Source organism: Mesorhizobium hawassense, from assembly GCF_003289945.1.
GTDB lineage: Bacteria > Pseudomonadota > Alphaproteobacteria > Rhizobiales > Rhizobiaceae > Mesorhizobium > Mesorhizobium hawassense.
The window spans coordinates 383,488-400,910 of the sequence record NZ_QMBP01000003.1; the positions used below are offsets into that span (position 1 = coordinate 383,488).

The window sequence follows — 17,423 nt, forward strand, 5'->3', positions numbered from 1 at the left end:
ATTTCGGTTCAAAAAAGATTAAGGCGTATTTTATTGAAAAACCACGGTAATTTGCCGGCAAGCGAGTTCGGCGGCGGGAAATTCGTTAATGCGTGTGGACAAGTGGTATTTTTTTGGTATTGTTCGCTCAGTTGGAGGAAAATGGATGGCCGAGACGCGCACAGAAGCGCTCCACCAGAATGCCGAGGGGCTGGATGTTCAGGCCCCGGAAGCCGTTCTGGCGTTCCTGGCCAATGCCCAGATCGAGGCCAGCAAAGCCGTGCACGGTGCCATTCCGGCAATCGCCGCAGCCGCCGAACTCATAGCCAAACAACTTAAGAACGGCGGCAGGCTCGCCTATGCGGCGGCCGGCAGCTCCGGCCTGATGGCAGTGGCCGACGCGCTGGAATTGCCCGGCACGTTCGGCATTGCACGCGACCGCATCGCCATCCTGATCGCCGGCGGCGACGACGCCTTCCGCACACTGGCCGGCGGGCCGGAGGACGACACCGAGGAAGCGTCGGCCGCTGTCGCCGCGGCCGGTATCGGCATGGGCGATTGCCTGATCGCCATCTCCGCCAGCGGCTCGACCCCCTATGCGGTCCAGGCGCTCCAGGACGCGAAGAGCCGGGGCGCGGCAACCATCGCGATCGCCAACAACCGGGGTGCAACGCTCTTCAGCCGTGCGGACGTCGCCATCCTGCTCGAAACGCCGCCGGAGCTGATCGCCGGCTCGACGCGCATGGGCGCGGGCACGGCGCAGAAGATCGCGCTCAACATGCTGTCGACGCTTGCCGCGATCCATCTCGGCCATGTCCATGACGGCTACATGGTCAATCTCAGCGCCGACAACATCAAGCTGCGCGACCGCGCCGTGCGCATGGTCGCCGCCATCAGCGGCAAGAGCCGCGAAGACGCCGCCCGCCTGCTCGAAGCGAGTGGCGGCAGCGTCAAGACAGCCATTCTGCTCGCCGCAGGCGCCGCCAGCGCCGACGCGGCCGAGAAGATACTGGAAGGAACCGGCCAGAAGCTTCGGCCGGCGCTTTCCGCGATCGAGGGGAGCAAGGGGCGCTGAGCCCCTGTTCTCATCAAAACCGAACCTGAAAAAGGTCAACAGGGAGACTGAAGATGAAGACCAAACTACTGACGGCCCTTCTGCTCGGCACAAGCATCCTCGGCACCACGGGAATCGCGCTGGCCGAAGACGTGACGCTCAACATCGAAAGCTGGCGCGGCGACGACCTGACCATCTGGAAGGACAAGCTGATCCCGGCCTTCGAAGCCAAGAACCCCGGTATCAAGGTGGTGTTCGCGCCTTCGGCCCCAACCGAGTATGACGCCGCCCTCGGCGCCAAGCTCACCGCCGGCTCGGCTGGCGACCTCATCACCTGCCGCCCCTTCGACAAGTCGCTCGAACTGTTCAAGAAGGGCAACCTCACCGACCTCAGCGCGCTGCCCGGAATGGATAACTTCTCGCCGGTCGCCAAGTCCGCCTGGCAGACCGATGACGGCAAGGCGAGCTTCTGCGTGCCGATGGCCTCGGTCATCCACGGCTTCATCTACAACAAGGACGCCTTCGACAAGCTCGGTCTCAAGGTGCCGACGACCCGCGACGAGTTCTTCGCCGTGCTCGACAAGATCAAGGCCGATGGCACCTATATCCCGATGGCCATGGGCACGAAGGACCTCTGGGAAGCCGCGACCATGGGCTACCAGAATATCGGTCCGAACTACTGGAAGGGCGAGGATGGCCGCGCTGCCCTGATCAAGGGCGACCAGAAGCTGACCGACAAGGACTGGGTCGCGCCTTATGAGGAACTGGCCAAGTGGAAGCCGTATCTCGGCGACGGCTTCGAGGCGCAGACCTATCCGGACAGCCAGAACCTGTTCACGCTCGGTCGCGCCGCCATCTACCCGGCCGGCTCGTGGGAAATCGGCCTGTTCAACACACAGGCGCAGTTCAAGATGGGCGCCTTCCCGCCGCCGGTCGAGAAGGCCGGCGACACCTGCTACATTTCCGACCATACCGACATCGGCATGGGTCTGAACGCGGCGTCGAAGCACCCGGACGAGGCCAAGAAGTTCCTCTCGTGGGTCGCCTCGCCGGACTTCGCCACCATCTACGCCAACGCGTTGCCGGGCTTCTTCAGCCTGAACTCCTCGCCGGTGAAGATGGAAGACCCGCTGGCGCAGGAATTCGTCTCCTGGCGCGGCAAGTGCAAGTCGACGATTCGCTCGACCTACCAGATCCTGTCGCGCGGCACGCCGAACCTCGAAAACGAGACCTGGGTTGAATCGGCCAATGTGATCAACGGCACCGACACGCCGGAAGCCGCGGCCAAGAAGCTGCAGACCGGTCTCGACAGCTGGTACAAGCCGGCGAAGTAAGAGCATCGAAAAGCGATGCCGGCCGGGCGCGCGCCCGGCCGGTGTTCCAAACAGTTCCAGATAGCGATTGTCGGCGCAGCCTCCCGGTCTTACCCTCACCTTGCGGGGAAGACGGAGCCGATCTGTCGCTGGCCTTGTCTTTCCCCTCAAAGGGGACAATCGGGCCGTGCATCGAGGCATCAGCTAGCATCAACCGAAATGGAACCCAGAGACGGCGGGGACCCGAACTCATGGCTGTAGAAACGCGACCAAAAAGACCGATACGCTGGCATATCGGCGTATTCCTGGCGCCGGCGGTGCTGGTCTACACCGCAATCATGATCCTGCCGCTGTTCGGCACGCTCCAGCTCTCGCTGTTCCGCAACATCGACCAGTCCCAGGTGTTCGTCGGACTGGGCAATTTCCGCACCCTGTTCGGCGATCCGAACTGGTCGGTGAATTTCTGGAATGCGCTCAGGAACAATGTCTGGTTCTTCATCATCCACATGCTGGTGCAGAACCCGATCGGCATCCTTTTGGCGGCGCTGCTTTCCAGCCCCAGGCTGCGCTTCACCGCCTTCTACCGCACGGCGATCTTCGTGCCGACGATCCTGTCCTTCGTCATCGTCGGCTTCGCCTGGAAGCTGATCCTGTCGCCGATCTGGGGCGTGGCGCCGCATCTGATGGATTTCGTCGGATTGAAGAGCTTTTTCACGCCGTGGCTCGGCAAGGAGCAATATGCGCTGACCGCGCTCAGCCTGATCTCGGTCTGGCAGTTCGTCGGCATCCCGATGATGCTGATCTACGCGGCACTTCTGTCGATCCCCGACGAGGTCATCGAGGCCGCCGAATGCGACGGCGTCACCGGCATGGCGCAGTTCTGGAAGATCAAGCTGCCGCTGATCCTGCCCTCGATCGGCATCATCTCGATCCTGACCTTCGTCGGCAATTTCAACGCCTTCGACCTGATCTACACCGCGCAGGGCGCGCTTGCCGGGCCGAACTACTCGACCGACATCTTGGGCACCTTCCTCTACCGCGCCTTCTTCGGCTTCCAGTTGCAGGTCGGCGATCCCAATATGGGCGCCGCCATCGCCACGATCATGTTCCTGATCATCCTCGCCGGCGTCTGCGTCTACCTGTTCCTCGTGCAGACGCGCCTGCGTCGCTACCAGTTCTGAGGCGCGCGCCATGAGCCTAGCCACCCGTTCCCTGCCCCGCACCATCGGCGCGCACGCGATCCTCCTGACCTACACCGCCATCGCGCTGTTTCCGGTGATCCTGGTCATTATGAATTCGTTTAAATCCCGCGCGGGCATCTTCGGCGCGCCGCTGACGCCGCCGACGCCGAAAACCTTCGACCTGATCGGCTACACCACGGTGTTCGGCCAGGGCGATTTCATCCACTATTTTCAAGACAGCCTCGTCGTCACCGTCGCCTCGCTGTTCTTCGTGCTGCTGTTCGGCGCCATGGCCGGATTCGCGCTGTCGGAATACCGCTTCCGCGGCAACACGATGATGGGGCTTTACCTGGCGCTCGGCATCATGATCCCGATCCGCCTCGGCACCGTCGCCATCCTGCAGTTGATGGTGGCGAGCGGGCTGGTCAACACGTTGACGGCGCTGATCCTGGTCTACACCGCGCAAGGCCTGCCGCTGGCGATCTTCATCCTGTCGGAATTCATGAAGCAGGTGTCCGACGACCTAAAGAATGCCGGCCGCATCGACGGGCTGTCGGAATACACGATCTTCTTCCGGCTGGTGCTGCCGCTGGTGCGTCCGTCGATGGCGACGGTCGCCGTCTTCACCATGATCCCGATCTGGAACGATCTGTGGTTTCCGCTGATCCTGGCGCCTTCGGAAGAGACCAAGACGGTGACGCTCGGCGCGCAGCTCTTCCTCGGCCAGTTCGTCACCAACTGGAACGCCATCCTGGCGGCGCTCTCGCTGGCGATCCTGCCGGTGCTCATCCTCTATGTCATCTTCTCGCGGCAGCTGATCCGCGGCATCACGTCGGGAGCCGTCAAGTGAGTTCGCAAAAACCCCTTCGCGTCGTCGTCGCCGGGCTCGGCAATATGGGCCGCAGCCATGCGCTCGCCTATCACAACAACCCGGGCTTCGAGATCGCCGCACTCGTCAACCGTTCCGACGTGCCGCTGCCGGACGGGCTCGGCGGTTATGGCATAAGGCGATCCTTCGAGGACGCTCTGCGTGACGAGAAGCCGGATGTGGCTGCGATCGCCACCTATTCCGACAGCCATGCCGACTATGCGGTGCGGGCGTTCGAGGCCGGCTGCCATGTCTTCGTCGAAAAGCCGCTGGCAACGACGGTGGCGGACGCCAGGCGCGTCGTCGATGCCGCCAAGGCCAATGGCAGGAAGCTGGTGATCGGCTATATATTGCGCCACCATCCGTCCTGGGTGCGGCTGATCGCCGAGGCGCGCAAGCTCGGCGGTCCCTATGTCTTCCGCATGAACCTCAACCAGCAGTCCTCCGGCCACACCTGGGGGACGCACAAGCAGCTGATGCAGACGACCTCGCCGATCGTCGACTGCGGCGTGCATTATCTCGACGTGATGCTGCAGATCACCGACGCGAATCCGGTCGAGGTGCGCGGCATGGGGGTGCGGCTCAGCGATGAGGTGGCGCCGTCGATGTACAATTACGGCCATTTGCAGGTGCTGTTCGAGGACGGCTCGGTCGGCTGGTACGAAGCCGGCTGGGGGCCGATGATTTCGGAGACGGCCTTCTTCGTGAAGGACGTCATGTCGCCCAAGGGCTGCGTGTCGATCGTGATGAAGGAGGGCGTGAAGTCCGACGACATCGACACCCACACCAAGACCTCGACCATCCGCCTGCACAGCGCCGCGACCGGGCCGGACGGCAGGTTCGCCAAGGAAGACCAGTTGCTGTCGATGGAGGGCGAGCCGGGGCACCAGGAGCTCTGCGACCTCGAACAGGCCTTCCTGCTCAAGGCCATCCGCGAAAATATCGACCTCACCCGCCACATGGACGATGCCGTGAAGTCGCTCGCCGTCTGCCTCGCCGCCGACGAGAGCGTGCGCAGCGGCAACGCCCTGAAACTCTAGAACAGGAACGACGCCGTGGGCTCGCTGAAGATCGAGAATGTGAAGAAGGCTTTCGGGCCGGTCGAAGTGCTGAAGGGCATCGACCTGCAGGTGACGGATGGCGAGTTCGTCGTCTTCGTCGGCCCGTCCGGCTGCGGAAAATCGACGCTGCTGCGTGTCATCGCCGGGCTGGAGGACTCGACCTCCGGCCGCGTGCTGATCGACGGCGCCGATGTCTCGGTCACGCCGCCGGCGAAACGCGGCATCGCCATGGTGTTCCAGACCTACGCGCTCTATCCGCATCTGACGGTCAAGAACAACATGGCATTGGGCCTCAAGCAGGCCGGCACGCCGGCGGCCGAGATCGAGCGGCGCATCAAGGTCGCTTCCGTCATGCTGTCGCTCGAACCCTATCTCGAGCGCCGGCCGGCGGAACTGTCGGGCGGCCAGCGTCAGCGCGTCGCCATCGGTCGCGCCGTGGTGCGCGAGCCGAAACTGTTCCTGTTCGACGAGCCGCTGTCGAACCTTGACGCTGCACTGCGCGTCAACACCCGGCTGGAGATCGCGCAGTTGCACCGGCGGCTGAAGGCGACGATGATCTACGTCACCCACGACCAGGTCGAGGCAATGACGCTGGCCGACAAGATCGTGGTGCTCAATGCCGGCCGGATCGAGCAGATCGGCAGCCCGATGGAACTCTACAATTCGCCGGCCAACGAGTTCGTCGCCGGCTTCATCGGCTCGCCGAAGATGAATTTCATCGACGGCGCGCGGCTGGGCGAGACGGCCAAGACCATCGGCGTGCGGCCGGAGCATCTCTCCGTCGACACGAAGTCCGGCGCCTGGAAGGGCACGGTCGTGCATGCCGAGCATCTCGGCGCCGATACCAACCTCTATCTCGACTGCGAGAAGGCCGGGCTGATCACCGTGCGCATCTTCGGCGTCTACAATGCCGAGCCCGGCTCGACGCTCTATGCGACGCCGGATGCGGCGAAGACGTACCGGTTTGGCGGGGATGGGAAGGTGCTCAAGTAGAACACGCTGGCGCTGCCCCTCATCCGCCTGCCGGCACCTTCTCCCCGTATAGTGACGGGGAGAAGGACAGCTGAACCTACACGTCCGCCTTGAACGTCTGCTTCTGCTGGCCGAGGCCTTCGATGCCGAGCTCCACCACGTCGCCGGCCTTCAGGAACACCGGCGGCTTCATGCCGAGGCCGACGCCGGGCGGCGTGCCGGTGGAGATGATGTCGCCGGGATGCAGCGACATGAACTGGCTGAGATAGGCGACCAGATATTTGACGCCGTAGACCATGGTCTTGGTCGAGCCGTTCTGCATGGTCTTGCCGTTGACGGTCAGCCACATCTTCAGGTTCTGCGGGTCGGCGACCTCGTCCTTGGTGACCAGCCACGGGCCGGTCGGGCCGAAGGTGTCGCAGGATTTGCCCTTGGTCCACTGGCCCTGGCGCTCGGCCTGGAAGGCGCGTTCGGAAACGTCATGCGCGACGCAGTAGCCGGCGACATAATCCAGCGCGTCGTCCTCCGAGACATATTTCGCCGTCTTGCCGATGACGACGCCGAGCTCGACTTCCCAGTCGGTCTTGACCGAGCCACGTGGGATCAACACGTCGTCATTCGGCCCGACGATCGCCGAGCTTGCCTTCATGAAGATGATCGGCTCCGGCGGCACGGTGGCGCCGGTCTCGGCGGCGTGGTCGGAATAGTTGAGGCCGATGCAGATGAACTTGCCCGTGCCGGCGACGCAGGCGCCCATGCGAGGCTTGCCGGAAACCGCCGGCAGCGACTTCGGATCGAGTTTCGAGAGCATGTCCAGCGAGGCCGGATGAAGCGTCGTGCCGGCAATATCGGCGACATGAGCGGAAAGGTCGCGGATCGTGCCATCCGCATCGAGCAGGCCGGGCTTTTCGGCGCCAGCTTCACCATAGCGCAACAACTTCATCTTACTTTCTCCACCTTGCGGCCCAGCGGCCGTTTTCACATAGTCCCGTCAAGATCAGCGGACCGTAGTCGTCGACCCCACCGGCGACAAGCGCGCCATTTGTTCGAGCCGGCTAACCGAGCGGATTTTCAGACGCTTCGATCCGGCCAAGCGCGGGGATCAAGGCCTGTCTTCCCGTTCAGCCGTCAATCCCTTTCAGCTACCGTCAGATCGACCAGCCGCCATCGATGTTGTAGGCCTGGCCCGACGTATAGGTGGCGCCGGCCAGATAGACGGCGAGGTCGGCGATCTCCTCGGGCGTGCCGAGCCTGCCCATGGGCTGGCGAGCGATGAAAGCCGCTCGGGCCGCCTCATAGTCGCCCTGGGCATGCATGCGGTCCTGCAGCGACGGGCTTTCGACCGTGCCCGGGCAGATGGCGTTGCAGCGGATGCCTTTGGCGACATAATCGGCGGCGACCGCCTTGGTGAGGCCGATGACCGCCGCCTTTGTCAGGCCGTAGGCAAAGCGGTTCGGCACGCCCTTCTGCGAGCTTGCCAGCGAGGACATGTTGATGATCGACCCGTCGCCGCGCTCCAGCATGCCGGGCAGCACGGCGCGGATGGTGCGGATCATGGCGCGGACATTGAGGTTGAGCGCGAAGTCGAGGTCCTCGTCCTTCATTTCCAGGATCGAGCCCGCATGGACGAAGCCGGCGCAGTTAAACAGCACGTCGACGCGGCCGATTTCGGCGAAAGCCGTCTTCACCGCATCGTCGTTCAGCACGTCGAGCTTGCGGGACTTGACGCCGGGCGCCTTGGCGAGTTCGACTAGGGCCGCCTCGTTGATGTCGGTGGCGTGGACAGTGGCGCCAGCCTTCGCGAAAGCCAGCACGCTGGCGCGACCGATGCCCTGCGCCGCTGCGGTGACGACGACGATCTTGCCTGCCAGATCCGCCATGCTTTTCTCCTGCCTGATGCATCCGCGTTTATCGTTGGCCGGCCGCGGCGTCCCAGAGGGCCAGCATCGTGCGGCCTACGCTACGGCTTCACAGATAAAGATGTTTTTTCTCGTTAAAGAACATGCGCGCCAGCGTCAAGCCCGAACGCGGTCGCGGCAGCAGCCGAAATGGCTCCGCCGCGGCGTACTTCAGGCGGGAGGTATCAATCGCCGTAAGGCACCCAGACGTTCTTGACCTCGATGGCGCGGCGCAGGAAGGCATCGCCGGCGGCTTCGCCCGACGCCCAGTCCAGCGTGCGGCCGTTGCCGGTCCAGACGCGCTTGAGGTTGCCGACGGAGTCGGCCTCCGCCTTGGCGCAGGTGTCGGCATCGGCGAACACCCAGAGCCCGTCGACATCATCGTGCTTGGCCAAGACGCCGCAAAGCTCGGCGCTGCGGCCGGTGACGATGTTGATGGCGCCGGCAGGCAAGTCGGAATATTCGATCACCTGGTACAGGTCGGTGGCCAAAAGCGGATGCCATTCGGACGGGACGGCGACGACGGTGTTGCCCATGGCGAGCGCCGGCGCCACCAGCGACACAAAATTGAGCAAAGGCTGGTTGTCCGGCGCGACGATGCCGACGACACCGACCGGCTCATGCAGCGCCAGTGTCACGACACGGGCCGGCGGCTGGTGGACGCGGCCCTCGAACTTGTCGGCGAGGCCGGCATAGAGGAACAGCCGCTCGATCGACTGCTCGACCTCTTCCCGCGCCGCCTTGGCGGCAACCCCGGTAAGCTGGACCAGACGCGCGGCAAACTCGTCGGCGCGGCCGGACAGGTTTTCGGCGAGATAATAGAGCACCTGGCTGCGGTTATAGGCGGTCGCCTCCGGCCAGGCCTTGCAGGCCCGGGCAGCAGAAACTGCATCGCGGATATCCTTGCGGTTGCCGAGGCCGACTTCGCCGGCCAGCTTGCCCTTGGCGCCAGCGACAGCGAGCGAATAATTGCCATCCGGCCGCACCTGCTTGCCGCCGATGAACAGCTTTGCCGTGCGATCGATCGACGTGCCATCCGCCTGCTCAACCGGCTGGGCCGAGCCGACCGCAGCCGGCTTGATGGCCGGGCCGACAGGCAGCTTGGCCGCCAGATATTCGAACATGCCCTCGCGGCCGCCTTCGCGGCCAAAGCCGCTTTCGCGGTAGCCGCCGAAGCCGCAGGCGGCGTCGAACATGTTGGTGCCGTTGATCCAGACGACGCCGGCCTTCAGTTGCGGGGCGACGTGCAGGGCAAGGTTGACGTTCTCGCTCCACACAGAGGCGGCAAGGCCGTAGCGCGTGTTGTTGGCGAGCTCGATCGCTTCCTCGGTGTTGCGGAAGCTCATCGTGGCCAGAACCGGGCCGAAGACCTCTTCCTGCGCCAGAATGTTAGCCGGCGAAACAGATGTCGCCAGTGTCGGCAGGTGATAATAGCCGGAGGATGGCAGTGTGGCGTCAGGCTGCCAGCAGACGGCGCCCTGTTTCGCGCCTTCGGCGATCAGGCCCCTGACGCGGTCAAGCTGGGTACTGTCGACCAGCGGGCCGATGTCGGTGTTCTTGTCGAGCGGGCTGCCGACACGCAGACGACTCATCCTGACCTTGACCTTGGCGATGAAGGCTTCCGCGATGCCTTCCTGGACCAGGAGACGCGAGCCGGCGCAGCAGACCTGGCCCTGGTTGAACCAGATGCCGTCGACGAGACCTTCGACGGCGCTGTCGAGGTCGGCATCCTCGAAGACGACGAAGGCCGACTTGCCGCCGAGCTCAAGCGACAGTTTCTTACCCGATCCGGCTGTCGCCTTGCGGATGATCTTGCCGACTTCCGACGAGCCGGTGAAGGCGATCTTCTGCACACCTGGGTGGTTGACGATGGCCGCGCCCGCCTCAGGCCCGCCCTGGACGATGTTGACGACGCCCTTCGGCACGCCGGCGCGTTCGCAGATCTCGGCGAACAGGATGGCGGTGAGCGGGGTGAATTCGGCAGGCTTCAGCAACACCGTGCAGCCGGCGGCTAGAGCCGGCGCGATCTTCCAGGCCAGCATCAGCAGCGGGAAATTCCACGGAATGACCTGGCCGACGACGCCGACCGGCTTGTGATCGGGAAAATCCTTCTCCAGCGTCTGCGCCCAGCCGGCATGGTGGATGAAATGGCGGATCGCCAGCGGCACGTCGATGTCGCGGCTTTCGCGGATCGGCTTGCCGTTGTCGATCGATTCCAGCACGGCGAACAGGCGCTGATGGCGCTGCATGGCGCGGCCGATGGCGTAGAGGACTTTTGCGCGGGCGTAGCCGGAGGAGGCGCTCCATTTCGGTAGCGCTTTCGCAGCGGCGGTGACCGCGGCCTCGATATCGGCCGCGCCGGCATCGGAGATTTTGGCCAGAAGCTTGCCGGAGGACGGCTCGCTGGTCTCGAAGGTCTTGCCGCTGGCCGCCGCTTTCCAGGCGCCGTCGATGAACAGCGCTTTCGCGAAATCGCGCGAGGCCAACCAGGCATCCGCCTCGTTGCGGGCTTCCGGCGCCGGGCCGTATTCCATGGCGTGATAGCGTTCGAGGATGTTCATGGGGTGCTCCTCCCGGAGGAGATTTCTGGATAAGTGGGTGCTCTACGGCGCCCCCCTCTGTCCTGCCGGACATCTCCCCCACTTGTGGGGAGATTGGCCGTCATCGGCGATTTCGCCAATCGCCAGCGTTGCAGAACGAGGGCGGACGAGGGGGCAAGCTGATCTCCCCCCTCGCGGGGGAGATGTCCGGCAGGACAGAGGGGGGCGCGAAGGAACTCGACGTTCAAGGCCTTCACTCGCGCTACGCCATCGCGTGGCGATGGTTGGCCGAATAATGGCCGGTCAGATGATGCTCGAGCTGGCGTTCGATGTCGGTGAGCAGGCTGGAGGCCCCGAAGCGGAACAGGTTCGGCTCGAGCCAGGGCCTGCCGAGTTCTTCCTTCATCAGCACCAGCCAGTCGAGCGAGACTTTCGCTGTCGAGATGCCGCCCGCCGGCTTGAAGCCGATCAGGTAGCCGGTCTCCTCGAAATAGGCGCGGATGGCGCGCACCATGGCAAGACCGACGGGAAGCGTGGCGTTGACGCTTTCCTTGCCGGTCGAGGTTTTTATGAAATCGGCGCCCGCCATCATCGCCACCATGGAGGCGAGCATGACGTTGCGCAGCGTGGCGAGATCGCCGGTACCGAGAATGACCTTGAGATGCGCATCGCCGCAGGCGGCGCGCATGGCGACGATTTCGTTGAAGAGCTCGCGCCATTTTGCGCCGTAGACCAGGCCGCGCGGAATGACGACGTCGATCTCGTCGGCACCATCCTTCACCGAGGCCTCGATCTCCTGCAGGCGCGTAGACAGCGGCGCAAGGCCGTGCGGGAAGGCAGTAGAGACCGCGGCGACATGGATGCCGGTGCCGCGCACGGCATCGACCGCGGTGGCGACGAAGGGATGGTAGACGCAGACCGCCGCCGGACGGATGGTTTCGCCCGATATACCCAGGCCCTCGACGATATCCCGGCGGAGAGGGTTGATCGCCTTGGCGCAGAGCCGGCGCACGCGCTCGTCGGTATCGTTGGAGTTGAGCGTGGTGAGGTCCATGCAGGCAATGGCGCGCAGCAGCCAGGCGGCCTGGTTGTCGGCCTTGATCGAGCGCCGCTTGGTCAGCGTCGCGACACGCCGCTCCAGCGCCGAGCGGTTGACGCTGCGCACCGATTCCAGGAAGCCGAGATCGAGCTTCATGCCGGGATTGCGGGCGATGCCATGCTCCAGCGGCACTGGCGTGTTGGCGGCGGCGCGCGCCGTCAGCGGCATGATTTTGGGCGCGCCGGGGCCTGCCTCGCGGATCGTGCTGCTCATCTCCTGCCCTTTCATTTCAGCGACCTCAGCCGAAGGATAGCCCGTGAAGCGATGCTTCACGAGTCTTTCAAAAGGGTCATAGCGGAAAAAGGCGGCGAAAGCAGCCGATTTTTGACCACATGGTCAAAATATCACGCTGAGTTGCCGCTCCCGGCGTTGGAGATTGGCCGAAACGCCCATCCCTTCGTCATACTCGGGCTTGACCCGAGTATCCATGCCGCGACCTCTGCCGCAGAGTGCAACGGTGCAGAATTCTGTAACCCCCGCAACGCCTTAGCGTAACGGCATGGATTCTAGGGTCTGCGCGCGTCGCTCCGCTCCTTGCTCCGCCCTAGAATGACGAAGCGCGAATGTCGTCGCTAATCTCAGACGCCTCCAACAGAGCTGGCGGGCTGCGACCAGCGTTCAGCCGACGAAGGCGCGCTCGACGACGAAGCTGGCCGGATGACTGAGCGAGCCTTCCTGGAAGCCGAGGCTTTCAGCCAGTTCCTTGACGTCCTTCAGCATATGCATCGAGCCGCAGATCATGATGCGGTCGGTCTCGGGATTGAGCTTGTCGATGCCGAGGTCGGAATAGAACTTGCCCGAGCCGATCAGCGCGGTGATGCGGCCCATGCGCGCCGACTCCTCGCGAGTGGTCGAGTTGTAAAGCGTGACGCGGCCGCCGGTCAACTCGCCGATCAGCGGGTCGCTCTCCAGCGCCGCAACCAGCTCCTGGCCGTAGGTCAGCTCGGCATTGTCGCGGCAGGTGTGGGTCAGGATGACCTGGTCGAACTTTTCATAGGTGTCGGGATCACGCAGCAGGCTGGCGAAGGGCGCGATGCCGGTGCCGGTCGAGATCATGAACACACGCTTGGCAGGCGTCAGCGCGTCGAGCACCAGCGTGCCGGTCGACTTCTGGCGCATGATGACGGTGTCGCCGACCTGGATCTTCTGCAGCTCGGACGTGAGCGGGCCGTCCGGCACCTTGATCGAGAAGAATTCAAGCTCCTCGTCCCAGGCGGGGCTGGCGACCGAATAAGCGCGGAAGACCGGCTTCTCGGCATTGGGCAGGCCGATCATGACGAATTCGCCGGAGCGGAAGCGCAGCGACTGCGGGCGGGTGATGCGGAACGAGAACAGCCGGTCGGTGTAATGCTTCACCGACACCACGGTCTCGGCATAGACATTGGCCGGGATCGGGAACTGCAGCGGCTTTACGCCGGCGACGTTCAAGGCGGATGTCGTGTTCATCAAACCCAACTTTCCATGCCAGACGAGACCCGCTGGCGCCAAACTCTCTCCTGCGCGCCCGAACGGTCAGGTCCCGGCGTGCTGCTCACACACTGACAAGCGGTAAGCTCTTGTGTCGGAAACTTATTAGTATACAAATGATCTTCAGGTCAAGATGGCGACGTAAAATGCCTTTCCAAACCGAGGCATATCCGTAGTCCTGCTATTTCGGGTTTCGGCAATGAATGAGAATTTTTCGGCGTCGGCGGGTAGCGTCGTGGCAGGCATCGATGTCGGCGGCACCTTCACCGACCTGCTTCTGATCGATGGCAAGGCGGGCGGCAAGGTGCATATCGCCAAGACGCCGACCACCGTCGAAAACCAAGCCTTCGGCGTGGTTTCCGCACTCGGCGCGACCGGCTTTCCGATCGACGGCATCGACCTCATCGTGCATGGCACCACGACCACCACCAACGCCGTTCTGGAGCGGCGTCTGGCCAGAACCGGCATGATCACCACGCGCGGTTTTCGCGACGTGATCGAGCTTGGACGGCGCACGCGGCCACAGGCCTATGGCATGACGGGCACCTTCGTGCCGGTCATCCCGCGGGATCTCAGGCTCGAAGTGTCGGAACGGGTCGAGGCCTCCGGCGCGGTGCGCATTCAACTCGATGAAGCAGAGATGCGCGACGCGGTGAAAAGGCTGCTCGACGCCGGCTGCGAGTCGTTGGTCATCCACTTCCTGCACTCCTACGCCAACCCCATGCATGAGCGGCGTGCCGCCGAGATCGCGGCGGAGCTTTGGCCGAACGGTCACATCACCACCGGGCATGCGTTGCTTTCGGAAGCGCGCGAGTTCGAGCGCGGCGTGACTGCGGCGGTCAACGCCTCGGTGCAGCCGATCCTCGAGCGCTATGTCGAGCGGCTGCGCAAGGAACTGGCATCCAAAGGCTATGCCCGCGACTTCCTGATCATGAACGGCAATGGCGGCATGATATCGGCGCGCTTCGTCACGCTGGAATCGGCCAAGACGGTGATGTCCGGGCCGGCTTCCGGCGTGATCGCCGCCGCCTATACCGGAAAGCGCGCCGGCTTCGGCAACCTCGTCACCTACGACATGGGCGGCACCTCGACCGACGTGGCGCTGATCCGCAACGCCGAGCCCGCGGTGTCGAACGAGATCGAGATCGAATACGCGATGCCGATCCACGTGCCGATGGTGGCGGTGCACACCGTCGGCGCCGGCGGCGGCTCGATCGCGCGCGTCGATGCGGCCGGGCTGATCCAGATCGGCCCGGAAAGCGCCGGCGCCAATCCCGGCCCGATCTGCTACGGGCGCGGCGGCAGCGAACCGACCATCACCGACGCCAATCTGGTGCTGGGACGGCTGGCGCCGAAGAAGCTGTTGGCCGTGGACAATCCTGTTACCGTCGAACGTGTGACCGGCATTTTCGAGGAGAAGATCGGCAAGCGCACCGGGCTCTCGGGCGTCGAAGCGGCTGGCGCGGTGCTGCGGCTCGGCAACATGAAGATGGCCGGCGCCATCCGCATGGTGTCGGTCTCGCGCGGCCATGACCCGCGCGATTTCGCGCTGTTTGCCTTTGGCGGCGCCGGGCCGCTGCACGCGACGGCGCTCGCCCGCGAGCTCGGCCTGCCCAGGGTGCTGGTGCCGGCACGGCCCGGCATCACCAACGCGCTCGGCTGCGTCGTCGCGGATATGCGGCATGACTTCGTCAACACAATCAACATGCCGGTCGGGGCGCTCGATGAAGCTTCGCTTCACGAGTTATTGGAACGGCACCGGGACGAAGGCGAGGCGCTGATCGCCAAGGAAGCAGTGAAGCCCGACGCGATCCGCGTCACGCATTCCGCCGACATGCAGTTCGTCGGCCAGACGCACATCATCAACGTGCCGCTGCCGTCGTCCTCGGTTTCACGAGAGACACTGCAGCTTCTGTTCGAAAAAGCCTATTTCGCCCGCTTCAAGGTCGAGCTGCCGGAAATCCGAGCCAACCTCGTCAACTTGAACACCTCGGTCACCGGCGTGCGGCCGCAGATCGACCTGTCGCGGCTGATCGATCCCGCCGGGCGCGCGGCAACGCTCGAGGAGGCGCGGCGCGAAATCCGGCCGGTCTGGTATCATGGTGCCTGGCACGACACGCCGGTCTATGCGCGCGAAAAACTGCCGCTCGATGCGACAATCGAGGGGCCGGCGATCCTGGAACAGATGGACGCCACCACGGTGCTGGAGCCCGGCGACCGGGCGCGATCGGACGCCGACGGCAACATCATCATCGACATCGGCGAGGCTTGAGATGGCAAAGCTCGACACGATCACGCTCTCGGTGCTGCAGGCAGCGTTGCAGCAGGTCTGCGACGAGATGGATCTGACCTTTTCCCGCGCGGCCTTTTCGCCGGTCATCGCCGAAGCCAACGACCGTTCCGACGGCATCTATTCGGCCGTCGACGGCTCGCTGATCGCGCAAGGCAGCCAGGGCCTGCCGGTGTTCGTCGGCGTGATGCAATATTCGACCAGGACGGTGATCGAGATGATCGCCGACGGCCGTTGCCTGGCGCCTGAACCCGGCGACATCTACATCGTCAACGATCCCTATCTCGGCGGCACGCATCTGATGGATGTGCGCTTCGTCATGCCGGTCTACCGGGATGGGAAAATCTTTTGCTGGCTCTCCAACACCGGCCACTGGCCCGACATCGGCGGCTCGGTGCCGGGCGGCTTTTCCGCTTCCGCCACCGCGGTCGAGCAGGAGGGGCTGAGGCTGCCGCCGGTGAAACTGTTCAAGAAGGGTATGCTCGATCCGGAGATCTACGCCATCATCTGCTCGAACATCCGGGTCGCCGACCAGCGCATCGGCGACATCCGCGCGCAGGCCGCCGCACTCCTGATCGGGCAGGACAGGCTGAATGAAATCCTGGATCGTTACGGTGACGAAACCGTCGTCGAGGCGATCGCGGAGCTGCGCCGCCGAGCCGCCGAACAGATGCGCGCCTCGATCGCCGTCATACCGGACGGCACCTACCGCTCGCAGGCCTTCGTCGATTCCGACGGCGTGGTGAACGAGCCGCTGACCATCAATCTCGCCGTCGAGAAGCAGGGCGACACGCTGAGCTTCGACTTTGCCGGCTCATCGAAGCCATGCGCCGGGCCGATGAACAGCGTCTTGGCGACGACCCTGTCGTCCGTCTATCTCGCCATGCGGCATATCTTTCCGGAGGTGCCGATCAGCGCCGGGGCCTTCGAGCCGCTGAACGTCAAGCGGCCGGAAGGCACGTTCCTCGACGCCAAATATCCGCGCCCGGTTTCGGGCTGCGCGGCGGAAGTCTCGCAGCGCATCGCGGAAGCCGTGTTCGCGGCGATGGTGCAGGCGCTGCCGGAAAAGGTGACGGCGGCACCCGCCGGCTCCAGCGGCAATTTCGCGCTCGGCGGCAACGACCCGGCGCGCGGCCGCGACTATGTCATGTACCAGATCTCCGGCGGTGGCTATGGCGGCAATGCCGGCCATGATGGTCTGAGCAATGGCTGCTCGACCATCGGCATTTCGAAGTCGCCGCCGGTCGAGATCATGGAGCAGGCCTTCCCGGTGCTCTACCGGCACTACGCGCTGCGCGAGGGCTCGGGCGGCGCGGGAAAACATCGCGGCGGTTTCGGGCTTGCCTATGAGGTCGAGATCCTGCGCGGCGACGCCCGCGCCTCCTTCGTCATGGATCACGGCCGCTTCGGACCGCAGGGCGCGCTCGGCGGCAAGGACGGCGCGCCGAACAGTGTCACCGTGTTCCGGGGCGGCGAAGCGCATGTGCCGCCGCATCTTTCCAAGGAGCAGGACATCGCGCTCAAGGCCGGCGATCGCGTGCGAGTGGGCACGCCAGGCGGCGGCGGTTATGGCGACCCGCGCGAACGTGACCCGAAGCGGGTCGCCGAAGATATTAGACTTGGCTACTATACACTTGAAGAGGCGAAGGAAATGTTCGGGGTTTCTCTTCCAACGGAATGACCGACCCATCGCTTAAAAAT

Annotated in this window: 13 protein-coding genes; 8 read left to right on the forward strand and 5 right to left on the reverse strand. The window is 64.3% G+C overall.

The window, feature by feature from the left end; all coding sequences use genetic code 11:
* Positions 1-145 precede the first annotated feature (145 nt).
* The 6 genes from DPM33_RS09105 to DPM33_RS09130 all read left to right on the forward strand — a co-directional run bounded on the left by DPM33_RS09105 (position 146) and on the right by DPM33_RS09130 (position 6,449).
* Positions 146-1,054, forward strand: a complete 909-nt coding sequence (locus DPM33_RS09105) for an N-acetylmuramic acid 6-phosphate etherase (protein WP_112097065.1) — start codon at positions 146-148, stop codon at positions 1,052-1,054.
* A 53-nt stretch (positions 1,055-1,107) separates the two neighbouring features.
* Complete coding sequence (locus tag DPM33_RS09110) at positions 1,108-2,367, forward strand: ABC transporter substrate-binding protein (protein ID WP_112097066.1); 1,260 nt, start codon at positions 1,108-1,110, stop codon at positions 2,365-2,367.
* 230 nt (positions 2,368-2,597) lie between these two features.
* Positions 2,598-3,527 (forward strand): carbohydrate ABC transporter permease, encoded by a 930-nt coding sequence (locus tag DPM33_RS09115; protein WP_112097067.1) that lies wholly within the window; start codon positions 2,598-2,600, stop codon positions 3,525-3,527.
* A 10-nt stretch (positions 3,528-3,537) separates the two neighbouring features.
* Positions 3,538-4,377, forward strand: a complete 840-nt coding sequence (locus DPM33_RS09120; RefSeq protein WP_112097068.1) for a carbohydrate ABC transporter permease — start codon at positions 3,538-3,540, stop codon at positions 4,375-4,377.
* The gene (locus DPM33_RS09125) at positions 4,374-5,435 is read left to right on the forward strand and encodes a Gfo/Idh/MocA family protein (RefSeq protein WP_112097069.1); all 1,062 of its coding nucleotides are present in this window, start codon (positions 4,374-4,376) and stop codon (positions 5,433-5,435) included. The genes DPM33_RS09120 and DPM33_RS09125 overlap by 4 nt, the downstream gene beginning before the upstream one ends.
* Before the next feature lie 15 nt (positions 5,436-5,450).
* Complete coding sequence (locus DPM33_RS09130) at positions 5,451-6,449, forward strand: ABC transporter ATP-binding protein (RefSeq protein ID WP_112097070.1); 999 nt, start codon at positions 5,451-5,453, stop codon at positions 6,447-6,449.
* Between the two features lie 76 nt (positions 6,450-6,525).
* Here the strand turns inward: DPM33_RS09130 and DPM33_RS09135 are convergent, their stop codons facing one another.
* The 5 genes from DPM33_RS09135 to DPM33_RS09160 form a co-directional block, all read right to left on the reverse strand.
* Positions 6,526-7,371, reverse strand: a complete 846-nt coding sequence (locus DPM33_RS09135) for a fumarylacetoacetate hydrolase family protein (protein ID WP_112097071.1) — start codon at positions 7,369-7,371, stop codon at positions 6,526-6,528.
* 205 nt (positions 7,372-7,576) lie between these two features.
* Positions 7,577-8,308, reverse strand: coding sequence for an SDR family oxidoreductase (locus DPM33_RS09140; RefSeq protein ID WP_112097072.1), 732 nt, complete (start codon positions 8,306-8,308; stop codon positions 7,577-7,579).
* 203 nt (positions 8,309-8,511) lie between these two features.
* The gene (locus tag DPM33_RS09145; RefSeq protein WP_112097073.1) at positions 8,512-10,887 is read right to left on the reverse strand and encodes an aldehyde dehydrogenase family protein; all 2,376 of its coding nucleotides are present in this window, start codon (positions 10,885-10,887) and stop codon (positions 8,512-8,514) included.
* 241 nt (positions 10,888-11,128) lie between these two features.
* Positions 11,129-12,178: a deoxyribose-phosphate aldolase gene (deoC, locus tag DPM33_RS09155; RefSeq protein WP_112097294.1), complete on the reverse strand. Its 1,050-nt coding sequence runs from the start codon at positions 12,176-12,178 to the stop codon at positions 11,129-11,131.
* Between the two features lie 405 nt (positions 12,179-12,583).
* Positions 12,584-13,411 carry a ferredoxin--NADP reductase gene (locus DPM33_RS09160; protein WP_112097074.1) on the reverse strand — a complete coding sequence of 276 codons (828 nt, stop codon included), beginning with the start codon at positions 13,409-13,411 and terminating at the stop codon, positions 12,584-12,586.
* A 220-nt stretch (positions 13,412-13,631) separates the two neighbouring features.
* Here DPM33_RS09160 and DPM33_RS09165 point away from each other — a divergent pair, with 220 nt between their 5' ends.
* Together DPM33_RS09165 and DPM33_RS09170 are read left to right on the forward strand one after the other, a co-directional pair.
* Positions 13,632-15,704 carry a hydantoinase/oxoprolinase family protein gene (locus DPM33_RS09165; protein WP_112097075.1) on the forward strand — a complete coding sequence of 691 codons (2,073 nt, stop codon included), beginning with the start codon at positions 13,632-13,634 and terminating at the stop codon, positions 15,702-15,704.
* Position 15,705: 1 nt separating this feature from the next.
* The gene (locus tag DPM33_RS09170; protein WP_112097076.1) at positions 15,706-17,403 is read left to right on the forward strand and encodes a hydantoinase B/oxoprolinase family protein; all 1,698 of its coding nucleotides are present in this window, start codon (positions 15,706-15,708) and stop codon (positions 17,401-17,403) included.
* The last annotated feature ends 20 nt before the right edge of the window (positions 17,404-17,423 follow it).

Excerpts from the sequence above, each read along its gene's own strand:
- DPM33_RS09105 (WP_112097065.1), top strand. The coding sequence starts at position 146 with ATGGCCGAGACGCGCACAGAAGCGCTCCACCAGAATGCCGAGGGGCTG.
- DPM33_RS09110 (WP_112097066.1), top strand. The coding sequence starts at position 1,108 with ATGAAGACCAAACTACTGACGGCCCTTCTGCTCGGCACAAGCATCCTC.
- DPM33_RS09115 (WP_112097067.1), top strand. The coding sequence starts at position 2,598 with ATGGCTGTAGAAACGCGACCAAAAAGACCGATACGCTGGCATATCGGC.
- DPM33_RS09120 (WP_112097068.1), top strand. The coding sequence starts at position 3,538 with ATGAGCCTAGCCACCCGTTCCCTGCCCCGCACCATCGGCGCGCACGCG.
- DPM33_RS09135 (WP_112097071.1), bottom strand. The coding sequence starts at position 7,371 with ATGAAGTTGTTGCGCTATGGTGAAGCTGGCGCCGAAAAGCCCGGCCTG.
- DPM33_RS09140 (WP_112097072.1), bottom strand. The coding sequence starts at position 8,308 with ATGGCGGATCTGGCAGGCAAGATCGTCGTCGTCACCGCAGCGGCGCAG.
- DPM33_RS09145 (WP_112097073.1), bottom strand. The coding sequence starts at position 10,887 with ATGAACATCCTCGAACGCTATCACGCCATGGAATACGGCCCGGCGCCG.
- deoC (WP_112097294.1), bottom strand. The coding sequence starts at position 12,178 with ATGAGCAGCACGATCCGCGAGGCAGGCCCCGGCGCGCCCAAAATCATG.
- DPM33_RS09160 (WP_112097074.1), bottom strand. The coding sequence starts at position 13,411 with ATGAACACGACATCCGCCTTGAACGTCGCCGGCGTAAAGCCGCTGCAG.
- DPM33_RS09165 (WP_112097075.1), top strand. The coding sequence starts at position 13,632 with ATGAATGAGAATTTTTCGGCGTCGGCGGGTAGCGTCGTGGCAGGCATC.
- DPM33_RS09170 (WP_112097076.1), top strand. The coding sequence starts at position 15,706 with ATGGCAAAGCTCGACACGATCACGCTCTCGGTGCTGCAGGCAGCGTTG.